This window comes from Dactylosporangium sp. NPDC051541, assembly GCF_044454505.1.
Classification (GTDB): domain Bacteria; phylum Actinomycetota; class Actinomycetes; order Mycobacteriales; family Micromonosporaceae; genus Dactylosporangium.
Map to the genome: position 1 here is coordinate 1,133,523 of NZ_JBITDU010000002.1, position 23,302 is coordinate 1,156,824.

The 23,302-nt window shown below is 70.7% G+C and carries 15 protein-coding genes; 3 read left to right on the forward strand and 12 right to left on the reverse strand.

The window, feature by feature from the left end:
• Positions 1-24 precede the first annotated feature (24 nt).
• A complete protein-coding gene (locus ACIA8L_RS12835; protein ID WP_395903641.1) occupies positions 25-726 on the forward strand; it encodes a FadR/GntR family transcriptional regulator in 702 nt (233 codons plus the stop codon).
• A 4-nt stretch (positions 727-730) separates the two neighbouring features.
• On the opposite strand, the gene ACIA8L_RS12840 is transcribed toward ACIA8L_RS12835, so the two are convergent.
• From ACIA8L_RS12840 to ACIA8L_RS12855, 4 genes are read right to left on the reverse strand one after another with little or no spacing between them, the layout of a single operon-like run.
• On the reverse strand, positions 731-2,038 hold the full coding sequence (locus ACIA8L_RS12840) for an enolase C-terminal domain-like protein (RefSeq protein WP_395903644.1): 1,308 nt from the start codon (positions 2,036-2,038) through the stop codon (positions 731-733).
• Between the two features lie 31 nt (positions 2,039-2,069).
• Positions 2,070-3,092: an ABC transporter permease gene (locus tag ACIA8L_RS12845; RefSeq protein ID WP_395903646.1), complete on the reverse strand. Its 1,023-nt coding sequence runs from the start codon at positions 3,090-3,092 to the stop codon at positions 2,070-2,072.
• A complete protein-coding gene (locus ACIA8L_RS12850; protein WP_395903648.1) occupies positions 3,085-4,608 on the reverse strand; it encodes a sugar ABC transporter ATP-binding protein in 1,524 nt (507 codons plus the stop codon). The genes ACIA8L_RS12845 and ACIA8L_RS12850 overlap by 8 nt, the downstream gene beginning before the upstream one ends.
• Positions 4,605-5,669, reverse strand: coding sequence for a sugar ABC transporter substrate-binding protein (locus ACIA8L_RS12855; protein WP_395903650.1), 1,065 nt, complete (start codon positions 5,667-5,669; stop codon positions 4,605-4,607). Before ACIA8L_RS12855 ends, ACIA8L_RS12850 begins: the two co-directional genes overlap by 4 nt.
• A gap of 752 nt (positions 5,670-6,421) precedes the next feature.
• On the opposite strand from ACIA8L_RS12855, the gene ACIA8L_RS12860 reads away from it, so the two are divergent.
• A complete protein-coding gene (locus ACIA8L_RS12860) occupies positions 6,422-7,369 on the forward strand; it encodes a substrate-binding domain-containing protein (protein WP_395903652.1) in 948 nt (315 codons plus the stop codon).
• 23 nt (positions 7,370-7,392) lie between these two features.
• Here ACIA8L_RS12860 and ACIA8L_RS12865 read toward each other — a convergent pair whose 3' ends face one another.
• From ACIA8L_RS12865 to ACIA8L_RS12895, 7 genes are all read right to left on the reverse strand, one after another.
• Positions 7,393-9,765, reverse strand: coding sequence for an RICIN domain-containing protein (locus tag ACIA8L_RS12865; RefSeq protein ID WP_395903655.1), 2,373 nt, complete (start codon positions 9,763-9,765; stop codon positions 7,393-7,395).
• A gap of 1 nt (position 9,766) precedes the next feature.
• The gene (locus ACIA8L_RS12870; protein WP_395903657.1) at positions 9,767-11,125 is read right to left on the reverse strand and encodes an RICIN domain-containing protein; all 1,359 of its coding nucleotides are present in this window, start codon (positions 11,123-11,125) and stop codon (positions 9,767-9,769) included.
• 1 nt (position 11,126) lies between these two features.
• Positions 11,127-13,505 carry a ricin-type beta-trefoil lectin domain protein gene (locus ACIA8L_RS12875; RefSeq protein ID WP_395903659.1) on the reverse strand — a complete coding sequence of 793 codons (2,379 nt, stop codon included), beginning with the start codon at positions 13,503-13,505 and terminating at the stop codon, positions 11,127-11,129.
• Positions 13,502-15,475 carry an alpha-L-fucosidase gene (locus tag ACIA8L_RS12880; RefSeq protein WP_395903661.1) on the reverse strand — a complete coding sequence of 658 codons (1,974 nt, stop codon included), beginning with the start codon at positions 15,473-15,475 and terminating at the stop codon, positions 13,502-13,504. The genes ACIA8L_RS12875 and ACIA8L_RS12880 overlap by 4 nt, the downstream gene beginning before the upstream one ends.
• Positions 15,476-15,571: 96 nt before the next feature.
• The gene (locus ACIA8L_RS12885) at positions 15,572-17,023 is read right to left on the reverse strand and encodes a non-reducing end alpha-L-arabinofuranosidase family hydrolase (RefSeq protein ID WP_395904210.1); all 1,452 of its coding nucleotides are present in this window, start codon (positions 17,021-17,023) and stop codon (positions 15,572-15,574) included.
• A gap of 32 nt (positions 17,024-17,055) precedes the next feature.
• Positions 17,056-19,122, reverse strand: coding sequence for an RICIN domain-containing protein (locus ACIA8L_RS12890; RefSeq protein ID WP_395903663.1), 2,067 nt, complete (start codon positions 19,120-19,122; stop codon positions 17,056-17,058).
• A gap of 34 nt (positions 19,123-19,156) precedes the next feature.
• The gene (locus ACIA8L_RS12895) at positions 19,157-20,830 is read right to left on the reverse strand and encodes a glycoside hydrolase family 27 protein (protein WP_395903665.1); all 1,674 of its coding nucleotides are present in this window, start codon (positions 20,828-20,830) and stop codon (positions 19,157-19,159) included.
• Between the two features lie 313 nt (positions 20,831-21,143).
• Here ACIA8L_RS12895 and ACIA8L_RS12900 point away from each other — a divergent pair, with 313 nt between their 5' ends.
• Complete coding sequence (locus ACIA8L_RS12900) at positions 21,144-22,121, forward strand: aldo/keto reductase (protein WP_395903667.1); 978 nt, start codon at positions 21,144-21,146, stop codon at positions 22,119-22,121.
• Here the strand turns inward: ACIA8L_RS12900 and ACIA8L_RS12905 are convergent, their stop codons facing one another.
• Positions 22,122-23,276, reverse strand: coding sequence for a mandelate racemase/muconate lactonizing enzyme family protein (locus ACIA8L_RS12905; protein ID WP_395903669.1), 1,155 nt, complete (start codon positions 23,274-23,276; stop codon positions 22,122-22,124).
• Between the last annotated feature and the right edge of the window lie 26 nt (positions 23,277-23,302).

Below are 23,302 nucleotides of genomic sequence, written 5' to 3' on the forward strand. Positions count from 1 at the left end.
AGCCGGGGGTACTAGGGGGCGACGGTGGCACTGACCGACGAGGCGATCACCCGGATCCGGGCGATGATCCAGAGCGGGGAGCTGCCACCCGGAGCACGGCTGCCGCCCGAACCGCAGCTCGCCACGCAGATGGGCCTGTCACGCAGCGGCGTGCGGGAAGCGGTCAAGGTGCTCGAATCGGCCCGGGTCCTCGATGTGCGCCGCGGCGACGGCACCTACGTCACCAGCCTGGCGCCGCGGCTGCTGCTGGAGGGGCTCGGGCTCGCGGTGGAGCTGCTGCAGGACGACACGCTGCTGGAGGTGGTGGAGGTCCGCCGGATGCTGGAGCCGGTCGCCACCGGACTCGCGGCGCTGCGGCTGTCCGACGAGCAGCTCGACGAGCTCGGCCGCATTCTCGACGACATGCGCGCCGCCGCCGACGACCACGAGCGGCTTATCCGGTTCGACACGGCCTTCCACCACACCGTCATCGCGGCGACCGGGAACGAGACCCTGACGACGCTGATGGACGGCCTGTCCAGCCGCACCCTGCGGGCCCGGGTGTGGCGCGGACTGATCGAGAGCAACTCCGCGCACACCACCATCGAGGAGCACGACGCGATCTACCGTGCGCTGCGGGCACGGGATCAGCTGCTGGCGCACGCGAGCGCTCTGGTGCACGTCAACACCTCCGAGGCGTGGCTGCGGGCGGTGCTGGCGGCGCCGCCGCCGGCCGAGCCGGCCTGACCCGTCACGCCGCGTCCCCGATCGCCCAGGCCGGGCCGTCCGGGAACCGGTACGCGGCCAGTGTCGCCGGCACGATCTGCGCGCTCATGCCCGGTGCGGTCGGGGCCGCGTACCGGCCCGACCGGATCCGCACCGGATCGGTGAAGTGCTCGTGGAGATGGTCGACGTACTCGATGAAGCGGTTCTCCATGGTGCCGCTCACCGCCGCGAAGTCGAACATCGCCAGGTGCTGCACCAGCTCGCACAGCCCGACGCCACCGGCGTGCGGGCACACGGGCACACCGAACTTGGCCGCCAGCAGCAGAATCGCGAGGTTCTCGTTGACCCCGCCGACCCGGCAGGCGTCGATCTGCACCACGTCCACGGCGCCGGCCTGCAGGAGCTGCTTGAACATGACGGCGTTGTGGACGTGCTCGCCGGTGGCGACCTTGATCGGTGCGAGCGCCCGCCGGACCGTGGCATGGCCGAGCACATCGTCGGGCGAGGTCGGCTCCTCGATCCAGTACGGGTCGAACCGGCTCAGCTCCCGCATCCACCGGATGGCGTCGGGCACCCCCCAGACCTGGTTGGCGTCCACGGCGATGCGGATGGCCGGTCCGACGGCGCGCCGGGCGATGTCCATCCGGCGCACGTCGTCCGCCAGGTCGCCACCGACCTTCAGCTTGATCAGCTGGTAGCCGGCCGCGACCGCCTCGGCGCAGAGCCGTTCGAGCTTCTCATCGTCGTATCCCAGCCAGCCCGGCGTGGTGGTGTAGGCGGGGTAGCCGTCCTCGAGCAGCCGCTGCTGCCGTTCGGACCGGCCGGCGGCCGCGGTCCGCAGCAGCCGCAGTGCCTCGTCCTCGGTGAGGGCGTCGCGCAGGTATCGGAAGTCGACCTGCGCGACCAGGGCCTCCGGGGACAGCGACGCCAGCAGCTGCCACAGTGGCCGGCCGGCCCGCCGGGCGGCCAGGTCCCACACGGCGTTGACGAGCCCGCCGGCGGCCATGTGGACCACGCCCTTCTCCGGGCCGAGCCAGCGGATCTGACTGTCGCCGATGAGCCGGCGGGCCAGGCCGCCGGGGTCGGCGACGAGCTCGTCGACCGGCCGCCCGATCACCATCGTGGCCAGTGACCGCACGGCCGCCACCTGGATCTCGGTCCCGCGGCCGACGGTGAAGACCAGCCCGTGACCCGTCGCACCGGCACTGGTGTGCAGCACGATGTAGGCCGCGGAGTAGTCGGGGAACGGGTTCATCGCGTCGGAGCCGTCGCGATGCCGCGAGGTCGGGAACCGCACGTCGAGGACTTCGACGGACGAGATGCGCTCAGTCACGGTGCTCCTCGGGGGATGGTGTCGCGCGCCATCAGTTCTGGGCCTTGCCACCGGTCATCCGGGAGACCACCAGGGCCACGAGGATGACGGCGCCGTTGAGGAAGTTCGTCCACTGGGCGGGCACGCCGGCCAGCGTGAGGACGTTGATGATCATGAACAGGAGCAGGACGCCGGTGAAGGCGCCGAAGAGCGTGCCCTTCCCGCCGTTGAGGCTGACGCCGCCGATGACCGCGGCCGCAAACACCTGGAAGATCGCACCGCTGCCCTGCGCCGCCGGCACCGCCGCCAGCCGCCCGCTGATGAGCAGACCCGCGAATGCCGCGAGGGCGCCGGCCACGACGAGGGTGAGCCAGATGATCCGGTCGGTGCGGATACCGGCCGCCCGGGCCGCGTCGACGTTGCCGCCGATCGCGTAGAGCGCCCGGCCCGGCCGGGTGTAGCCGAGCACGACGATGCCGGCGGCGAAGAGCGACAGCGACAGCCACACCGAGGCCGGCACGCCGAGCCAGACGGCCGATCCGAGATATGTCAGCGACTCCGGCAGCGCGAAGAACGTCTTGCCGCCCGAGATCCCGGTCAACAGGCCACGCAGGACGATGAGCAGGCCCAGCGTGACGATGAAGCCGTTGAGCCCGAACCGGACGATGAGCAGCCCGTTGAACGCGCCGATCAGCACGCCGACGAGCAGGACGACCGGCACGGCCAGTGCCGCCGGCAGCACGTGGACCCCGAGGCCGTGCGTGACCGCCGGATCGACGATGAGCCAGGCGGCGACCCCCGGGGCGAGACCGAACGTGGACTCCAGGGACAGATCCATCTTGCCGCTGATGAGCACGATGGTCTCGGCCAGCACGACGACGGAGATCTCCGACATGCTCTGCAGCACGTTGATGATGTTGTCCGAGCTGAGGAACACGGGGTTCACGGCGAAGCCCACGATCGCCACCACGACGATCGCCGGTACCAGCGCCACGTCTCGCAGGCGGGCGATCGCCGGGGGCCGGCGCGGGCTGCGGGGTGGCGCCGCGGTGCCGGTCGAGAGGGTGTCAGACATGGTCGAGATCGACCCCTTCCATGGCGGCGACGAGTTCGTTGTCGGTCCAGCCGGACGGCTTCTCGGCGACGACCCGGCCCTGGAACATCACCAGCACCCGGTCGCAGATGCGCAGATCGTCGAGCTCGTCGGAGACGACGAGCACCGTGGTGCCGCGCCGGCGGACGTCCTGCACGGCGCTCAGCAGCGTCTGTTTGGAGCGCACGTCGACACCGGCGGTCGGCGTGATGAGGATCAGCACCACCGGTTCGCCGGCCAGCGCGCGCCCCATCACGACCTTCTGCTGGTTGCCCCCGGACAGCTCGGCCGCGGGTGTCTGCGGGCCGTCCGCCTTGATCGCCAGATCGTCGATGGTCCGCCGGGTCATCGAGTCGCGGCGGGCGGGCGAGACCAGTCCGTAGCGGCGGATGCGGCCCGGCACCGTCATCGTCACGTTCTCGGCGATGCTCAGCAGCGGGACGAGGCCCTCCCGATGCCGGTCCTGCGGCACGAGCCCGACCCCGGCCTCGAGCGCGTCCGGCACGCTGCCGGGCCGCAGCACCCGGCCGCCGACGGCGACGCTGCCCGAGGCGGGCCGGGCCAGCCCCGCGATCGCCTCGGCCAGCTCGACCTTCCCGCTGCTGCCGCCGCCGGCGAGCCCGACGACCTCACCGGCGACCGCGTCCAGCCGCAGCTCGGCGCCGGATCGCGTGCGCAGCTGCCGCACGCTGAGGCGGACGGCCGCACCGGTGGCCCGCGGCCGGGGGCTCGCCGTCGGGAGGCTGACGTCCTCGCCCGTCATCGCGGACACCAGCGCCTGGCGGTCGAGGTCGGCCACCGGGGCGGTGCGGATGTGCCGCGCGTCGCGCAGGACCGTCACCCGATCGCAGAGCTCGTAGATCTCCTGCAGGTGATGGCTGATGAACAGGAAGGTCACGCCCTGGTCGCGCAGCGCCCGGAGCCGCTCGAACAGCCGCGCGATGCCGGCCGCGTCCAGTTGCGCCGTCGGCTCGTCGAGGACGATGAACCGCGCGCCGGTCGACAGCGCCCGCGCGATCTCCACGAACTGCCGCTGCTCGACCGACAGGTCCGCGGCCGGCCGGCGGACGTCGACGTCGACCGGCCAGTCGGCGAGCAGCCGCTCGGCGTCGCGGTGCAGCGCCCGCCAGCGGACCAGCCGGCCGGGGCCCCGCGGGTGACGGTTGAGGAACAGGTTCTCGGCGACGCTCAGCGCGGGGATGATCGTCGACTGCTGGTAGACGCACGCGACCAGCCGCCGCCACGCCTGCCGGTCGCCGAGCGGCGGGGCCGGGCGGCCGTGGAAGGCCACGGCCCCGGCGTCCGGCGCCTGCAACCCGGTCAGGATGCGCACCAGCGTCGACTTGCCGGCACCGTTGCGCCCGACGAGCGCGTGAGCCTCGCCGGAGCGCACCGCGATGCCGACGTCGGCGAGCGCGACCGTCGAGCCGAATCGCTTGGTGACGTGCTCGGCCGCGACGACGGGGGCGTCGCCGGGCCCCGGCCCGGAGTCGCTCATGCGTTGTTGCCCCACAGCGACTTGTCATCGAACTTCACCGTCGGCTGACCGCCGATGGTGGCACCGTCGAGCGTCACCAGGGGCGCCGCCAGCTGGTCCTCCAGCACGCCGTCGCGGACCGCGATGATGGTGCTGCCGTGGTCGGTCGGTCCGGGCTGGAATGTCTTGCCGTCGATGGCCGCCTTGACGTAGTACAGGCCGTACTTGGCGAACAGGTCGGCCGGCTGGCTGACCGTGGCGTCGATGAGGCCCTCCTTGATGTCCTTGAGCTCCTCGGGGATGCCGTCGTTGGACACGATGAAGACGTGCCGCGGATCGCTCGGCGGCACCTGCAGCCCGCGCTGCTTGAGGATCTGCAGCGTCCCCGAGAGGGCGAAGGACGACTCCATGTAGACGCCCTTGATGTCGGGGTCGGAGGTGAGCCGCGTCTGCAGCTTGGTCGCCGCGACGTCGCCCTTCCAGTCCGTCGCCTCGCCGAAGACGGTGATGCCGGGGTAGCTCTGCTTCATACAGGCTTCGAAGGCTTCGGTACGGTCCCGGCCGTTGATCGAGTCCAGACCGCCCTCGAGCATCACGACCTTGCCCTTACCGCCGAGCTTCGTGCCCAGGAACTGGCAGGCGTTCGTGCCGTAGGCCCGGTTGTCGGCCCGCACCACCATGAACACCTTCCCGCTGTCGGGGCGCGTGTCGATGGTGACGACCGGGATCTTCTTGGTGGCCAGCTGCTGCAGCGTGGGGGCGATCGCGGCCGTGTCCTGCGGCGCCATCACCACGCCTTTGACGCCCTGGCTCTGAAACGTCTGGACGTTGGAGATGAGGCTGGCGATGTCGTTCTGCGAGTTGGTCGTCTTGAGCTCGACGCCGAGGTCCCGGCCGAACTGCGGCACGTACTTGATGTAGGAGTTCCAGAAGTCCGTGTCGGAGCGGGGGTAGTCGACGCCGATGAGCGGGGCCGAACCACCCGCGCCCGGCGATGCCTCATCCTTGCCGCAGGCGGCGGTGAGTGCGACCGTGCTCAGCACCGCGGTCAAGCCCAGTCCGAGTAGCGCGTTGCGGTTCACCGGGTCTCCTTGGTCGTGGGAACGCTCGATGCCGCAGCGCGGCGATGCCGCCGTATCGCCGGCGGCGCCGACGGACAGCGCCGGGCGGGCGACAGCCGGGGTGTGGGCCGTCGGCACGGCAGGCCGCGCTGGAGGGGTGTCGCGTTGGCCACCGTGCGTCGGTGGCGACATTCATCAGATGTCTTTATAGATCCGCGGCCGGTTTGTGTCCAGACCCCCGGAGAAAACCGGCATGGACTCGACCACACATCTGATGTCTTGCCGCAAGGCCGCGAGCGGTGACGGGCCACCGCCGGGTGGCGGGTCCCGTGGCCGTGCGGCCTGCCAACCGCACGGCCACGGGGATCGGGCTACCCCTCGCCGCTCGCCATCAGTCGGCGAGGCCCGACCGCCGGTGAAGAAGGTCGGCCGGCCGGGCGCATCGGCGAACACCCCGGACGGCGACGAATGTTATTCGCGAATGTTATCGCTCACTCGGAGGCCGTCAACGCCCGGCTGCGACCGGGCGGAGCTGCGAATCGGCCGCGCCGGCGGCCGAAGCCGGTCCGAACAAGATTCGCGAATAGGCGGCCAGAGCTGTAAGTTTCAGCCGCTGAAGGTTGCGCATCGCACCGGTCGACGCAGCGACCGGGGCGGGGACGGCCGTTGCTCCGCGTCCGTTGACATTCGCCATGTGCACGCTAACACTCCGAATATATTCGCGAATACGTGGCGCAATCGGCCCGCAAGGACCCTGCCGACTAGGACATCCGATGCCTGAGGAGCGCACCATCCGCCGGGGAGGCCGCGGCGGCACCCTCCCACCGGATCGGGTTCAGCCCGAGCACGTGCGGACGCGGACGATCGGTGTGATCACGCGCGACCGGACCGTGCACGGCGCGGCGGCGGCCCTGCGCGGCATCGAACGCGCCGCCCGCATGGGTGGATACAGTCTGCGGGTCGAAACGCTGCGCCGCGCCGACCAGCACACGGTGGCGGCCGCCTTCGCCACCCTGGCCCGGCAGTCCGTCACCGGGGTGATCGCGGCGGCGGCGCTGCCGCCGACGGCGCTGCTGCGGCTGCCCGCCGACCTGCCCGTCGTGGCCGTCCAGCCCGACGCCGCCGGCATCATCCCGGCGGTCGTCGTGGACCAGGCCGCCGGTGCCCGGGCGGCCGTCGCGCACCTGCTCGGGCTCGGGCACGAGCAGGTCTGGCACGTGTCCGGCGCCGAGGACTGGCCGGAGACGCACAGCCGGGTCGCGGGCTGGCGCGCGGCGCATCGCGCGTTCCGCCGGATGGCCCCGCCGGTGCTCGAGGGCGACTGGACCGCCCGCTCCGGCTACGCCGCCGGGCTGCGCCTGGCCCACCGCCCGGACGTGACCGCGGTCTTCGCCGCCAGCGACCAGATGGCCCTCGGCCTGCTGCGCGCCTTCGCCGAGCGCGGCATCCTGGTCCCCGGCGACATCAGCGTCGTGGGCTTCGACGACATCCCGGAGGCCGCATACCTCCACCCGCCGCTCACCACGATCCGGCAGAACCACGACGAGATCGGCCGGCGCTGCGTCACGGCGCTGCTGGAGTTCCTCGCCGTGACCGGGCATGCCGGGCTGATCGGCCAGGAGGCCGACGGCAGCCTGCGACCGCGCCTGGTGCTCCGCGACACCACCGGGCCCGCCGCCGCGGCCCGGGCGGGCCACGAGGAGCACTGCTCCCCCGTTTGACCCGCCCGGGTCGCGGCCGTCACTCAGCTTCGCGACCACTTCTGGTTCGCGGCGCCGAGGCAGTCCCAGATCTGCACCCGGGTGCCGTTGGCGGTGCCGTTGCCGCTGACGTCGAGGCACTTGTTGGCGCCGACGGCGGTGATCGTGGCGTCGCTGTTCAACCGGTACTGCTGGTTGGTCTGGCCGTTGCAGTCCCAGATCTCGACCGCAGTGCCGTTGGCGGTGCCCCGGCCGGCCACGTCGAGGCACTTGGTGCCGTTGTAGACCCGCAGCTCGCCGGCCGCGGTCAGGCTGAACTGCTGGTTGGCTCCGCCGTTGCAGTCCCAGATCTCGGCCAGGGCGCCGTTGGCCGTCGACGCGCCGGTGATGTCCAGGCACCGGTTCGCGGCCTGGCCGCGCAGCGCGAAGGTGCCGCCGCCCGTATTGCCGCCGGAGACGCCGGCCGCGGCCATCACCGCGCGGGCCCCGCTGGGCCAGTTGCCGCCGCTGACCACGACCGTGCCGCTGTTGGTGTTGCCGCGCGAGCCGGTCGTGACGTTCGTGGTGCTGCTGGTCGTCCAGTTGTTCGTCAGGGTCAGGTTGCCGGTGTTGTTGTTCGCCCAGGCCTGGGTGTACGCCCACGTGCCGACGTTCTCCAGGACGTTGTTCGCGGCGGAGACATACCGGGCGCCCTCGTCGAAGTACATGCCGAGCCAGCCGTTGGTGTTGCGGAAGTAGTTCTGCTCGACGGTGGTGCCGGGGCTGGCGGACAGGTGGTAGAACGCGCCGCCGTCGGTCATCTGCTGCACGACGTCGTGGACGAAGTTGGCGGTGACGCGGTTGTTCGCGGCGACGGTCGGCGTGGTGTACCGCGGCTGGTAGTTGTACAGGCCGCGGTCGATGTAGTCCTGGCTGCCGCCGGGGTCGTTGGAGCCCCACCCGTAGCCGAGGGCGATGCCGGTGTACGGCAGGTTGTAGACCTCGTTGTGCGCGATCGTCGAATTGGCCGTGTAGGTCATGAGCACGCCGGCGTGGCTGCGGTACTCGATCGCCACGTCGTGGATGACGTTGTTGCTGACCGTGATGGCGCTGTTGGTCATGCGCGGGTCGCTCGGGTGGTGCGCGTCGGCCTGGACGCCGCCGACGACGATCGCACCGGCCGACAGCGTGTCGAACGTGTTGCCGGTGACGGTGATGTTCGACGCGCCGAGCCCAACGCCGGTGGCGTGGGCGTTGGCGTCGTTGCCGACCCCGATGCCGACCTGGCCGAGGTCGGTGAACCGGTTGCCGGCGAAGGTGACGGCGTTGGCCGCCGAGACCTGCACCGCGGCCGGCATCTGCCGCCAGCCGGGCCGGGTGGCCTCGAACAGCGGGCAGCCCGACTGGCACGACGTCAGGGCGTCGCCCGGCCGGCTCAGGTTGCCGTAGAGGTAGGCGCCGGTCTGCTGGTCGGCGTAGCCCTGATTGGTGCTCGGCTGCAGCCAGCTGGTGTTGGCGAACTGCAGGCCGGTGAAGGACAGGTGGTGCGCCGGTGCGGCGTAGCTGCCGCCGACCCGCAGCAGCGACTCCTGGCGCGGCAGCTCGACGTCGGCCGCGGTCACGTCCTGGCCGGACAGGGGTTTGTAGTAGAGCACCCCGGCGGCGGTGTCGAGATACCACTCCCCCGCCGCGTCGAGGAACTCGCGCGCGTTGACGAGGTAGAGCGGCCCGGCCCGGAACGGCTTGCTGAGCGTGTCGTAGCCGAACGTGTTGTTGTTCCAGGCCGGCTGCTGCATCGTGATGCTGTTGTTCGCGATGGACTGCACCGGCGCGTAGCGGTCGGTGAACGAGTCCACGGACTCGACCTCGACCCGGCTCTTGTTCGCCAGGTTGTTGAGGTACAACAGGGCCCCGTTGGTGAAGCTCAGGCCGCTCGTGGACAGCGTGAAGTCACCCCGGTTGACCTGGGTGCGGGCCCGGGTGGCGATGCGCCCGTCGACGTAGAGCTGGCGGGCGTCGAAGCCGGTGCCGACACTGGCCTTCCAGATGTTCTGCCCGGAGTCGGCGACGGTCCAGCCGGTGACCCGCTGCCCGCCGGAGATGACCGGTTTGGCGCCGGCGGCGGCCTGCCACGACACGGTGTACCCGTTGGCGCCGGAGTCCGCCGCCCCGAAGGTGAGCGGTGCGCTGAGGGTGTAGGTGCCGCCGGCGAGCTGCACCACGATGTCCCCGGTCATACCGGGTGCCGCCGCCCGGACGTTGGCCTGGGCCTGGGTGAGCGAGCACGGCTGCGCGGCGGTGCACGCCGTGCCGGAGCCGCCCGGCGACACCGACAGGGTGGTCATGACCGCGGCCTGCACCGGCGGTGCGAGGGCCGCGAGCCCGCCGGCGGCGAGCAGCCCCGCCGCCGCGAGCGTCACGAGACGTGATCGGGGCATGTCAGCTCCTGGTCCACTGCTGGTTGGTGCCGCCGTTGCAGGCCCAGAGGATGAGTTTGGTGCCGTTGGCGGTGGCGGCGCCGTTGGCGTCGAGGCAGAGTCCGGACTGCACGCCGGTGATGGTGCCGTTGGTGTTGAGGTTCCACTGCTGGTTGGTCTGGCCGTTGCAGTCCCAGATGATGACGGCGGTGCCGTTGGTGGTGCCCCGGTTGTTGGCGTCGAGACACTTGTTGCCGTACACCTGGAGCTGCTTGTTGCTCGTGTAGGTGAAGGACTGGTTCGGCTGGCCGCCGCAGTCCCACAGCTGCAGCTGCGTGCCGTTGGCGGTCGAGGAGTTCGGCACGTCGAGGCACCGGCCCGAGGCCCGCCCCCGGATCGGGCCGCTCCCGCCACCGCTCGGCGTGGACGGCGAGCCGCTCACGGGCGGGCTGGTGGGGCCGCCGGGCTGGAACTGGGTGAAGAAGTTCCACACGACCGGCCGGGTCCAGGACCGCTCACCGGGCTCGTAGTCGCCGGCCGAGCCGTCCACCGGGCCCGGCGTGTGCCCGGCGTCGAACGCGGCCCACGCGACGGGGTAGCCGGCGCGGCAGCCGGAGTACGTCGTCACGATGTGGGTCAGGCTGCCCTGCGCCGGCTCCGGCGGGTTCTGCGGCGTGCAGCCGTTGGCCCGCACGAACGTGTCGCGCAGCGCCCGCCCCTGTGAGATGGGCAGGACCGGGTCGCGCAGCCCGTGCAGCCCGATGTACGCGATCGGCTGGGTGCCGCCGCTGCAGCCGCTGAGCTGGCCGCCGGAGTACACGGCGACGGCCCGGAAGACGGTCGCGCGAGCGCAGGCGATGGCGTAGCTCATGCCGCCGCCGTAGCTGAACCCGGCCGCGAACAGCTGCGTCGTGTCGACGCACAGCCCGGCCTCGAGCTCGCGCACCATGTCGTCGACGAACGTCAGGTCCCGGCCGCCGGAGTTGGCCCAGCCGTTGCCGATGCCCTGCGGCGCCACGAAGATCGTCGTGTTGTTGGCCAGGGCCCGCATGCCGTAGTAGGACCACGGGTAGCCGCTCGTGCCGCCGCCGTCCACGTCGCCGGCGGTGCCGCCGTTCCAGTGGAAGCCGAAGACCAGCCGGTAGCCGTGGTTGACGTCGTAATTGTCCGGCACCCGCAGGATGTAGGTCCGGCCGGTGCCGCCGCTCTGGATGGTGTGCGTGCCGCCGGCCAGGGTCGCGGCCCGGCCGCAGCCGGCCGTCGTGGCCGCGTTCGCGCTGGTCGCGCCGCCGAGTCCGCCCTGCAGGACGACCCCTACGGCCGCGAGCACGACGACGGCCACGGCGCAGACGGCCGCGAGCGTGGATCGTTGTCGGGACATGTCAGCTCCTCGTCCACAGTTGGTTGCTGCCGCTGTTGCAGGCCCACACGATCACCGGGGTGCTGTTGGCCGTCCCGGCGCCGCTCGCGTCGAGGCACAGGCCCGACTGGACGTTGCTGACCGACCCGTCACCGTTGAGGTTCCACTGCTGGGTCGCCTGGCCGTTGCAGTCCGTGATGAACGTCCGCGCGTTCTGCGAGGCGGCGGCGTCGAGGCACTTGGAGCCGTACACCTGCAGCTGCTTGTTGCTCGTGAGGGTCCACTGCTGGTTGGCGCCGCCGTTGCAGTCCCACAGCGCCAGCTGGGTGCCGTTGTTCTGCGACTGGGACGGCACGTCGAGGCACCGGCCCGCGTTGAGGTTGCGCAGCGGTCCGGTGGCGCCGCCGGTGGGGCCGCCCGACCCGGCCACGACGGAGAGGTTGTCGAACTGGGCGGTCACGCCCTGGCCGGTGCCGAAGCCGACCTGGCCCGAGCCGTAGGAGCCGTCGGTGACGGTGCCGACGGTGGCGCCGTCGACCGCGGCGGTGATCGTGCTGCCCGAGAAGGCCAGGCTCAGGCTGTGCCAGCGGTTCAGGCCCAGCGATGCGACGGTACCGCTGCGAAGTGTTGTGACGGTGCCGCCGGTGCTGTTCTTCACGATCGACCAGGCGCCGCCGTCGGTGACGCGCAGGTAGTAGGCGTTCTGGCGGCTGATCGGGTCGAGGTTCTGGCTGCCGACCCGGCCCTCGAGCTGCACGTAGCCGGACTTCTCCAGCAGCGCGTCGGCCGAGACGGTGTAGTTGGACCAGCTCAGGTTGCCGCCGTAGGTGCTCGGGTCGGCCAGGGTCTTCCAGGTGATCGGCGCCTGGGGCGAGGCCTGGCGCAGGCACACCCCGGAGCGTCCCGCCCCGCACGCGGCGGTCTCGAACGCGCCCTGCATGTCCTGCAGGTACTTCGGCTGCTTGCCGGTGGCGTAGCCGTCGAAGTTGTCCGCGTACGGCAGCGCCAGCGCGCCCTGGGCCGGTGCGGTCGCGGTGCCCTTGCCCTGGCCCGTCGTGGTGGTGATGGAGTACAGGTAGCCGGGCTGGACGGTCAGCGAGTACGCGCCGCCGGAGGGGGTGATGTCGGTGGCGTGGCGGAACTGGTCGGCGGCGTTGTTCGAGTTGAGGTTGGTCGACCAGACGTGGACGGTACCGGTGGACAGTCCGCCGGCGACGGTGAAGTTGAGCGTCTGCGCGGCGCTCGCGTCCATGGTCTCGATGATGGTGCTGTAGTCGGTGTTGTTCGGCGACTTCAGGCTCACGTAGCTGCCGTTGTTGCGGTTGCCGCCGATGAGGCCGCTGGAGGAGTCGAGGTACTTCCAGCCCGGCGCGGTGAACTGTGTGGTGTGCGCGAGGGCCCAGGTGTTCTTGCCGACGGCGTACCAGCCCGACCACGGCTGGTTGGCCAGCACCAGGCCGACGGTCGCCCACGGCACGTTGGGCGTGACCGCGGCGATCAGGTCCCAGTTGAGGTAGGCCGTCATCCGCCCGTCGACGTAGCCGCGGTTGATGCCGCGGGCGAGCGGCTTGGCCCCGTCGTTGTAGTCCTGGGAGCCGCCCTCGCTGTTCCACAGCGTCTTGCCGGTGTTGGTGGCGGTCGCCGGGACCGTGCACGTGGTCTGGGCGCTGAGGTAGCCACACACGTAGTGGGCGCTGAGCACGTCGATCGAGTTGCGCAGGGTCGCGTTGCTCGCGACCGCGTTGGCCGGGCCCCAGCTGCCGGGGTAGTCGTCGCCGTAGATGAGCTTCACGCCGCTGTAGCCGTTGGCGTTGAGCGCGCTGCGCAGGCTGATCGTCCAGTTGGCGTCGGTGCGCTTCTCGTTCTGGGCCGCGGTGAGGTAGTCGATCGTGAGGTTGTGCTGCCTCGCGCAGCCGAGCCAGGAGATCAGGTAGTCGGTGAAGTCGCTGGACATGATGTTGCCGTTGCCGATCCAGCCCGGCGCGCCCCACGCCAGCCCGGCCAGCTTGATGCCGGGGTTGCGGGCCTTGGCCTGCTCCATGATCCACCACTCGTAGCCGCGGTCGCAGTTCAGGTCGCCGCGGAAGTGCGCGTGGCTGGGCTCGGAGCCGCTGGTGGAGTTGGTGTCGCCGCCGATCTCCACCTTCAGGATCTGCAGCGCGGCGCCGTACCCGGGGCTGAACAGGTAGTCGAGGATCTGGCCGCGCTGCGGCTCCGGGTAGTCGATCAGCAGGCGGCTGTTGCCACCGCCGCCGCTGACCGCGCCGACCCCGTCGAACGTCTTGCCGCCGGAGGAGCCGTTGACGGTGATGGCGGTGGCGGCCGCGGCCGGGCCGGCCGCCGCGACGACGACGCCGGCCGCGGCGAGCACGACGCCGGCCAGTGCTGCGAGGACTCTCATGCGATGCTCCACTGGTTGTTGGTGCTGCCGTTGGGCGCCCACAGCACGACGGTCGACCCGGCCGTCGTGTTGCCGGCGCCGTCCAAGGCCGTGCCGGTGCCGCGGTTGATGATCTGGTAGCGGCCGTTGCCGACGCTGTTGAGCCGCCACTGCTGGTTGTTGCCGCCGTTCCAGGGCGACTGCATGGCGTTCGCGCCGTTGGCGGTGTTGCCCCAGCTGTCGGCGACCATGCCGTTGGTGCGGTTGACGATGCGGACGTAGCCGGTGCCGAGGTCGACCACCTGCCACTGCAGGTTGTTGCTGCCGTCCCAGTTCCACTGCTTGAGCACCGAGCCGGAGGCGACGCTGCCGCCGCTGTCGAGCACCAGGCCGGTGGTGGCGTTCGTGATGCGGACCCAGCCGGTGCCGGTCCCGCCGCCGGTGCCCAGCGCCGGGATCGAGCCGGAGAACGTCAGCCGGACCACGTAGGCGCCGGCGCTGTAGGGCGCGCTCGCCGACGGCATCGTGATGTGCAGGCCGGAGCCGTCCTGGCTGCGGGTCGGCAGGTTGATGGCGGTGCCGGCGGTCGATCCGAGCAGCTCCACCGCGCTGAGCGTGCTCAGGTTGATCCGGTTGGCGTTCAGCGTCGTGATGTGCAGGGTGCTGCCGGGCCAGCCCAGGACGGTGGCGTACAGAATCCGGCTGTCCTTGCTGCGGGTGAACCGGATGTCCTGGGCCGTGCCGGTGCGCGGGGTCTGGAACGACCCGCCGCCCATCTGCGTCGGGCCCTCACCGAAGGCGCTCCAGGCCCGGGTCGCGTACACTGACTCGCCGAACCGCTTGAGGTGGTCGCCGATCGCCAGCAGGATGCTGCGCTGGCCGGAGGGGATGGTGCCGTCGGCCATCGGCGCGATGTTGAGCACCATGGTGCCGTTCTTGCTGACCCGGTCGAGCAGGGCGTGCAGCAGCGCGGTGGCTGGGTAGTAGCCGATGCCGTTGGTGTAGCACCAGCTGGAGCTCGACACGCTGTCGTCGGTGAGCCAGTACGGTGACTGGATGTCGGCCGGCCCGCCGCGCTCGAAGTCGTAGACCTCGCCGCGGTTGTTGAAGCCGTCCTTGTAGGTGGCGGCCACGTCCTTGTTCCAGGCGACCGCGCGGTTGTAGTAGTACGACAGGAAGTTCAGCCGCTGCGCCTCGGTGATCTGGCCGAGGTTGAAGTCCTGGAAGATGATGTCGGGCTGGTAGCCGTCGATGACCTCGCGCAGCTTGTCGTACCACAGCTGCTGCTCGGCCGACCCGAGCTGGCCGTAGAGCTTGCGCAGGCTGGCGTCGGACTGCTGCGGCACCCACTGGTAGTAGCCGGTGAAGTTGTACGCGTGGTGCAGCGAGACGTACAGCCGCAGCCCCTTCGCCCGGATCGCGTCGGCGTGCAGCCGCAGCAGGTCCAGGCGCGGGCCCTTGGCGACCGAGTTCCACTCGTTGACGCTGCTGTTCCACATCGAGAAGCCGTCGTGGTGCTCGGCGACCGGCCCGGCGAACTTCGCGCCGGCGTCGGCGAACAGCTGCGCCCACGCGTTCGGGTCGAAGTTGCCGCCGGCCGAGGTGAGCTTCGGCGCGAACTGCACGAAGTTGCCGGCCTTGTCCCGCGCCCCGTTGATGAAGTTGTGGTACGGCCACGCGGACGGGTCGCCGTAGACGGCCTTGTGGTGGTTGTTCTCGTTCGAGCCGTTGTTGTACATGTTGCGCGGGTACCACTCGCTGGCGTACGCGGGCACGCTGAAGGCGCCCCAGTGGTAGTAGATGCCGAACTTGGCGTCCTGGAACCATTCCGGCGCGGGCGGGTGCTGGTCGACCGACGACCAGGCCGCGGTGTAACTCTGCGGGCCGGCGGTGGCCCAGACGATGCCGGGCCGGGTCAGCCCGGCGGCGGCGGTCGCGGCGCCGGCCGCGATCAGCAGCTTCCGGCGGGACAGGGGAGAAGAGAAGGACATGGCGGTACCTCTCAACGGGTTGGCAGTCATACGTCATACGTGTGGAGCGTTGAAAAAGGGTGGCCGCGGGCGACACCGCCCGCGGCCACCGGTTGGTCAGCGTTGCAGGGTCAGGACTCCCGGCCGGTACGGCAGCAGGCCGTAGTCGCCGCCGGAGCTCGGGGAGCGGCCCTGGTAGAGCAGTTGCAGGTTGCAGGGGTCGACGGTCTTGGTCTGGTCGGGGTTGGTGCGGACCAGGTCGCCGTGGCTGATGTCGTTGGTCCAGGTGGCGCCGCTGTTGGCCTTGCCCGCGAACGGGTTGGACTCGCTGGCCGCCTGCGGGGTCCACGACCCGCCGAGGCTGGAGGAGGTGAACGAGCGGAAGTACCGGCCCTGCCCGCCGATGGCCTCGACGAGCATCAGGTACTGGTTCTGGCCCTGGACCTTGTACACCTCGACGCCCTCGAACAGGTTGTTCGTCGAGTCGCTCATGACCTGGGTGTAGCTGGACCCGAAACTGCCCGGGAAGTTCCCGATCGGCATGCTGGCCCGGTAGATCTTGCCGTTGTCACCGGCGAAGAACAGGTACATGTTCTGCCCGTCACCGATGATCGTCTGATCGATCGGGCCCGTACCGGAGCCGGAGATGCTCCCGGTGAACAGCGTCTGCTGCGCCGACCACCCGTTGGCGTTGGACGGGTCACTGGAGGTCCGGTAGGAGAACGCCGTCCCGCCCCACTGATACGTCAGCACCCAGATGTTCTTGGGCGCGAAGTAGAACAGCGTCGGCGCGACCGCGTTGAAGTTCATCTTGTTCTGCGCCGCCGAGCCCATGTCCGACCAGTTGGTGAACAGGCCGAAGTTCATCGAGCCCCACGTCGAACCCGTGTCGTGGGTCGTCGCGTACACCAGGTGCTTGCCGTTGTAGACGACGTTCGTGAAGTCCTTCAGCGACACCCAGCCCGACTTCGGCGTGGCCAGGGCCCCCGTCGACGACCAGCGGTAGGACGACGGCAGCGAGCAGGTCCCGCCGCCGGTGTTGCCCGGCGTGGTCGGGGTGGTGTCGCCGACCCGGACCAGCTGCCACTGCTGGTTGGTGCCGCCCCAGTCGCTGTACTGCACGACCGCTCCCCCGTCGGCGGTGGAGGCGCCCTGCACCTCGACCGCCTTGCTGGAGTTGCGGTTGATCAGGCGCACGTAGCCGCCGTCGGAGTCGGCCAGCCGGAACTGCTGGTTGGTGCCGTTGCCGTCGGTCCACTGCACGATCTTGGCGGAGTCGGCGGTGGAGAGGTTGTACACGTCCAGAACCTTGCCCGAGTGCCGGGCCTTGAGGCGGTAGTAGCCGCCGCCGGAGTCGACGAACTGCCACTGCTGGTTCTGCCCGCCCGACTGCGCGTACTGCTGGATGCAGGCACCGTCCGTGGTGGCGGCGCCGCACACGTCGAGGGCCTTGCCGGAGTTGCGGTTGACGAGGGTGTACCACGCTGTCGTGTCGACGGACGCCGCCGAGGCGGAGGTCGCGTTGACGGCGACCACCACCCCGGCCGCCACGACCGTCGCCGCCAGCATGGCGCCGAACGCTTTCCTGTGCACAGAAACTCCTAAACGGTTTGCGCGAACGAGCGGACGGTCACGGCGCCACCGAGCGACCTGGTGGCGTAATTGAAGACGGCGTAGCGGTACCCCATGAAGAACTGCCAGGCGTTGTTGAGCGTGAACGCCGGCCCGAGCGCGGTGAAGTTGACACCGTCGGTGCTGTAGGAGAACCGGGCCTGCCGCCCGGAACCGGGCCGGATGTCGGCGGTGGCGCGCAGCCAGATCCGGCCGCCGGAGACGTTGGCCGACGCGGCCACCGAGCCCGTGCCGGTGGTGTTCCAGCTGCCGTCCATGGTCAGGCCGTTCACCATCGTGACGCGGGCGGCGCCGTTGTCGCGCTGGATGCCGATCCACGCCGAGGAGTCGCGCAGCATGGCCAGCCCGGAGCGGTCGCCGTCGGTCATCGCCGAGTAGTCGAGTTCGACGGTGGCCGTCGACGACGGGCCCTGGATGCGCTGGGTCAGCGTGTTACGGGCGTTGTACAGGTCGCCGGTGACGGTCGCGGTCTGCAGCCGCAGGCCGTTGCCGGTCGACCACTTGGTGTTGTCGGGGTTGTGGTTCCACTCCCACTGCGGCCCGAGTCCGGTCCCGCTGAACGTGTCGGTGCCGATCATCGGCTTGACGGTCTTCGTGGTGGTGATGTTCGGCTTCGGGTAGTTGACGCCCCAGGCACCGTTGACGGTCTGCAGCACCGGCCAGTCGCCGCTCCACGTGATCGGCGCCAGCGTCGGCACCCGGCCGCCGGGGTAGGCGTCGGTGAACGCCATGTAGTACCAGTCACCGTTCTGCGTCTGCACGAGCCCACCCTGATGTGGTACTCCCCCGCCCGAGATGGGACCGGGCGTGTTGAGCAGGACCTGGCGCTGCTCGTACGGCCCCCACGGACTGGTCGAGCGCAGCACGTACTGCCCGTTGGCGGGGCGGGTCAGCCAGATGTAGTAGTAGTTGCCGCGCTTGTACATCCGCGACCCTTCGAGGGTGCCGACGCTCGACGGCGTCTGGTACACCGTCTGCGACCGTACCTCCGAGGTCAGATCCGACGAGAGCTGCGCCACGCTGATGGTGGTGTTGCCGTAGGCGACGTACGGGGTGTCGTTGTCGAACAGCAGCCCGGCGTCGTAGTAGCACTTGTTGATCCGGGCCTTCTTCGTCCAGCCGCTGTCGACCGACTTCGAGCTGTAGACGTAGGTGCGGTTGAACTCCGTGCAGCCCAGCCAGTAGAAGGTGCTGTCGCTGCCGCGGTAGTTCAGCGCCGAGGCCCAGATGCCCTTGACGTAGGCCCGCCCGCCGCTGAGGTTGTAGGCGTTGGAGTCGAAGTCCAGGTTGGGCACCGAGTGCCCGGCGTACTCCCAGTTGACGAGGTCGTAGGAGCGCAGGATCGGCGCGCCCGGCGAGTAGTGCATGGTGGAGGCCGAGTAGTAGTAGGCGTCGCCGACCCGGATGATGTCGCCGTCGGCGAAGTCCTGCCACACCACCGGGTTGGTGAACGGCCCGCCCGGCGCCGGCGTGGTCGGCGTCGGGCTGCTGCTGCCGCCGCCGTCGGCCCGCACGAGCTGCCACTGCTGGTTGGTACCGCCCGTGTCGCTGTACTGCACCACCGCTCCCCCGTCCGCGGTCGAGGCGTTCTGCACCTCCACCGCCTTGCCGGAGTTGCGGTTGAGCAGCCGCACGTAGCCACCGTCGGAGTCGGCCAGCCGGAACTGCTGGTTGGTGCCGTTGTTGTCGGCCCACTGCACGAGCTTCGCGCCGTCGGCGGTGGAGACCTGGTAGACGTCGAGCACCTTGCCGGAATGCCGGGCTTTGAGCCGGTAGTAGCCGCTGCCGGAGTCGACGAACTGCCACTGCTGGTTCTGCCCGCCGGTCTGGCTGTACTGCTGGACGCACGCACCGTCCGCGGTGGACACCCCGCACACGTCCATGGCCTTGCCGGAGTTGCGGTTCACGAGGGTGTACCACGCGCTCGTGTCGACGGTCGCGGCGGCGGCCGGCGCGATGTGCAGTGCGACGGCGGCCCCGGCGGCCAGCGCGAGCGCGGCGGCGAAGATGGTCGCCGCCCTACGCCTGGTTGTCATGGATGAGTCCCCTCAGCTGGGAGAAGGCGGGTGGTCAGGTCCGGGTCCAGCGCTGGTTGGCGGCGCCGGAGCACGTCCAGAGCAGGACCGTCGTGCCGTTGGCGGTGCCGTTGTTGTTCACGTCGAGGCACAGGCCCGACGCGGCGCCGCTGACGGTGCCGTTGGCGTTGAAGGTCCACTGCTGATTGGTGCCGCCGTTGCAGTCCCACAGCTGCGCCTTGCTGCCGGCGGTGGCGCCGAGCGGCGCGTCGAGGCACTTGCCGAGGGCCTGCAGGGTCGCCCCGGAGGCCGTCCAGCGCTGGTTGGCCTGGCCGTTGCAGGTCCAGATCACCGGCTGCGTGCCGTTGGCGGTGTTGCTGCCGGGCACGTCCAGGCACCGGCCGGACGCGGCGCTGACCAGCGTGGTGCCCGACGGTGGCGGGGTGGTGGTGCCGCCGGTGGTACCGCCGGCGACCCGATACACGACCGTGCCGTGCGCGGGCACCGAGGCCGAGATCGAGCCCGACGAGTTGGTGAGCGCCCCGGTCCAGGCGTCGAGGAGCGTGAACGCGGTGCCGGCCTTGCCGACGGCCGCGGCCGTGGTCGACACGGTGGTCGCGGAGCCGCCCCGGTTGAACAGGGCCACCGCCACGTCGCCGTTCGCGAGCCGCTTGGCCAGCACCTGCCGGGTGCCGTCGTTGCTGACCTGGGTCGCCTGCAGCCCGAGGCTGTCCTGGTCGATCGCGATGAGCGTGCGGTTGCCGAGGATCGTCTGGGTCGCGGCGTTCATGGAGCGGATGTCGTTGCCGGCCAGCAGCGGCGCGGCGAGCATCGACCACAGCGCGAAGTGGCTGCGCATCTCCGTGTCGTTCATCCCACCGCCCCGGCCCACCTCGAGCATGTCCGGGTCGTTGAAGTGCCCCGGCCCCGCGTAGCCGGCCAGCGGCACCGTCACGTCGACGATGTTCTGCACACCCATCGGATAGTTGTTCGTCTGGCCACCGTTCCACATGTTCTGGATGTCCTCGGTGGTCCGCCACAGGTTGGCCACGTCACCCCAGTTGCGCTGCGGCCCGGTCTTCGCGTGGACGCTGTTGGTGTTGATGCTGTACACGATCGGCCGGCCGGTCGCGGCCAGCGCGTCGCGCATCCGCGAGAACACGGTGACCTGATCGTTGATCGAGCCCGTCGGCGAGCACCAGTCGTACTTCAGGTAGTCCACGCCCCACGCCGCGAACTGCCGCGCGTCCTGCGTCTCATGACCACCGCTGCCGGTCGCACCCGGGTAGCTGCCGAAGTACTGCCCGCACGTCTTGTCCAGCGGCGCTTCGTAGATGCCGAACTTCAGACCCTTGCCGTGCAGGTAGTCACCGAGCGCCTTCATGCCGCTGGGGAACCGCGACGGGTCGCCCTGCAGGTTGCCGGCGGAGTCGCGGTTGGGGTTGAACCAGCAGTCGTCGACGACGACGTACTGGTAGCCCAGGTCCCGCAGGCCGCTGCTGACGATCGCGTCGGCCATCTGCCGGATCAGGGTCTCGTTGATGTTGCAGCCGAACGTGTTCCAGCTGTTCCAGCCCATGGGTGGGGTGCGGGCGACACCGTTCTCGAGGGCCTGGGCACTGGGCGGGCGCAGGACGGTGGTGACGGCGCCGGCGAGGATCAGCAGCACGGCGGCCGCGACGGCGGCCCAGCGCCGGGGCGAGCGGCGCCGGTTCAAGGCGGAGGTCATGAGGTCAGTCCTTCTGGCGGTCGGGACTTCGCTGTTTGTGAGCGCTAACAGCCAGGCCGGGAATGGCTCGGCGTCAGTTATTGAGATCGATGAGATTGCCAGAGAATGCCGACTGAATCAAGTCACAGCAGTGCCGCCTGCGGGGCATCGAATGTAATTTTCCCTATCGCGTCCGGCCGACTTTCCCGCGCTTTCGTCCGTAACGTTTTTCGGGTCAAGAATTGCTTCCGGAATCACTGTTATGCCACGCCGTCACCGGAGGTCGCCGCCGAGCGCGGTTGACGGTAAACATCATACGAGTTATGTTTTTCCCATGATCACCGCGGCGCTCCCCCGCCGCCCGGGGCTCCGGCTCACCGCGCTCGGGTTCGGCGCCGCACAGGGCGGCAACCTGTACCGGGCGACCGACGACGAGACGTTCGCCGCCGCGGTCGACGCCGCCTGGGACGGCGGCGTGCGCTACTTCGACACCGCGCCGCACTATGGGCTCGGCCTGTCGGAACGCCGGTTGGGCGCGGCCCTGCGGGGCCGGCCGCGCGACTCCTACCTGGTCTCCACGAAAGTGGGCCGGCTGCTCCTTCCGACACCCGGCGACGCGCACCGCCGCGACCCGGAGGGCTTCGACGTGCCGGCGAGCCACCGCCGGGTGTGGGACTTCAGCCGCGACGGTGTCCGCCGCAGCCTCGAGGCGAGCCTGCGCCGCTGCGGACTGGACCGGTTCGACATCGTCTACCTGCACGACCCCGACGAGCACTGGCCGCAGGCGGTCGCCGAGGCGCTGCCCGCCCTCACCGAGCTGCGCGACCAGGGGGTCATCGGGGCGGTCGGCGCCGGGATGAACCAGTCGCCGATGCTCGCCCGCTTCGTGCGCGAGACCGACGTCGACCTGGTCATGTGCGCGGGCCGATACACCCTGCTCGACCAGCACGCCGCGCACGACCTCCTGCCGGCCGCGCGGCGGCATCGCGTCGGCGTGGTCATCGCCGGGGTCTACAACTCCGGCGTCCTGGCCGCCGACCGGCCGCCCGACGACGCCACCTACGACTACCGGCCGGCATCGGCCGCGCTCGTCCGGCGGGCCCGGGACATCGCGGCGATCTGCGCCGAGCACGGCGTCACCCTGCCGGAGGCCGCGCTCGCCTTCGTCCGCGGCCATCCGGCGGTCGTCTCGACCGTCGTCGGCCTGCGCAGCCCGGCGGAGGCGACCGAAACCGTGCGCCGGGCCGCCACCGTCGTGCCGGAAGCGCTCTGGCCGGCGCTGCACGCGGCCGGCCTGGTCGGGCCGGCGTAGCTACGCCTCCTCGCGGCCGCCGTCCGGCCCCAGGCGCAGGCCCGCCCGGGCGGGCCGGACGTGCGGGCCGTGCACAGCCGCCGGCCCGTCGGCCGCGCGGGCCGCCTGAATCCCGGCCTCGTCGACCCGGATCCCCAGGCCCGGCCGGTCACCGAGGACGATGCCGCCGTCCTGGAACTCCTGGTCGATATGCAGGCCGATCGGTGCGACCAGGTCCTGGACCTCGAACGTCAGGTGGTTCGGCACGGCGACGGCGGCGTGGGCCAGCGGGTTCCCGTGGTGGGCCACCGGGCTGACCGGCAGATCACGGCTGTGGGCCACGGCGGCCACGCGCAGGAAGTGCGTGATGCCCCAGACGTTGCCGACCTGGACGATGTCGACCGCGTCGGCGTCCAGCAGCGGCCGGTATTGTTCGAGGCCGGTGAGGTTCTCCCCGGTGGCGACGGCGGCGCGCACGCCCCGGCGCACCGCGGCGAGGCCGGCGGCGTCCCAGCGGCGGACCGGCTCCTCGATCCAGGTCAGGTCGACCCGCTGTTCCAGGGCGGCGATGCAGCGCACGGCCTGCGATCGGTGCCAGGCCTCGTTCGCGTCCAGCATCAGCGCGGGCCGCGCCGTGTTGCGCCGCAGCACGTCGCGGACGGCCTCCAGGCGGCGCAGGTCGTGGTCGAGGTCGCGGCCGCCCTTGAGCTTGGCCGCGCGGAAGCCGCGCTCCGTGAAGCGCTCGTACAACGCGACGAGCGCGTCGTCGTCCAGCGCGATGTCCAGCCCGGAGGCGTAGCCGGGGACGAAGCGGTCGCGGCCGCCGATCGTGCGCCAGAGCGGCTCGCCGGCCGCCTTGGCCTTGAGATCCCACAGCGCCATGTCGATCGCGCCGATCGCGCCGAAGGTCGCGCCGTTGTGGCCGGTCTTGAAGGCGCGGGCGAGCATCCGGTCGTAGAGGGCCGGCACCGCCCGCGGGTCCTCGCCCTCCACGGCGCCGAAGACGCGGCCGACGTCGCCGTGCGGGCCGATGCCCACGCCCTCCAGCCCCTCGTCGGTCTCCAGGATCAGCACGTGCACGTCGGTTCGGTCCTCGGCCATCACGCCGTTGACGTCGCCGGTGCGCCGGCCCCAGTCGTGCTTGGTGGTCAGGCTGCGATACCCGGTGACCTTCACAGTGTCTCCTTGTCGGCACGGATGGT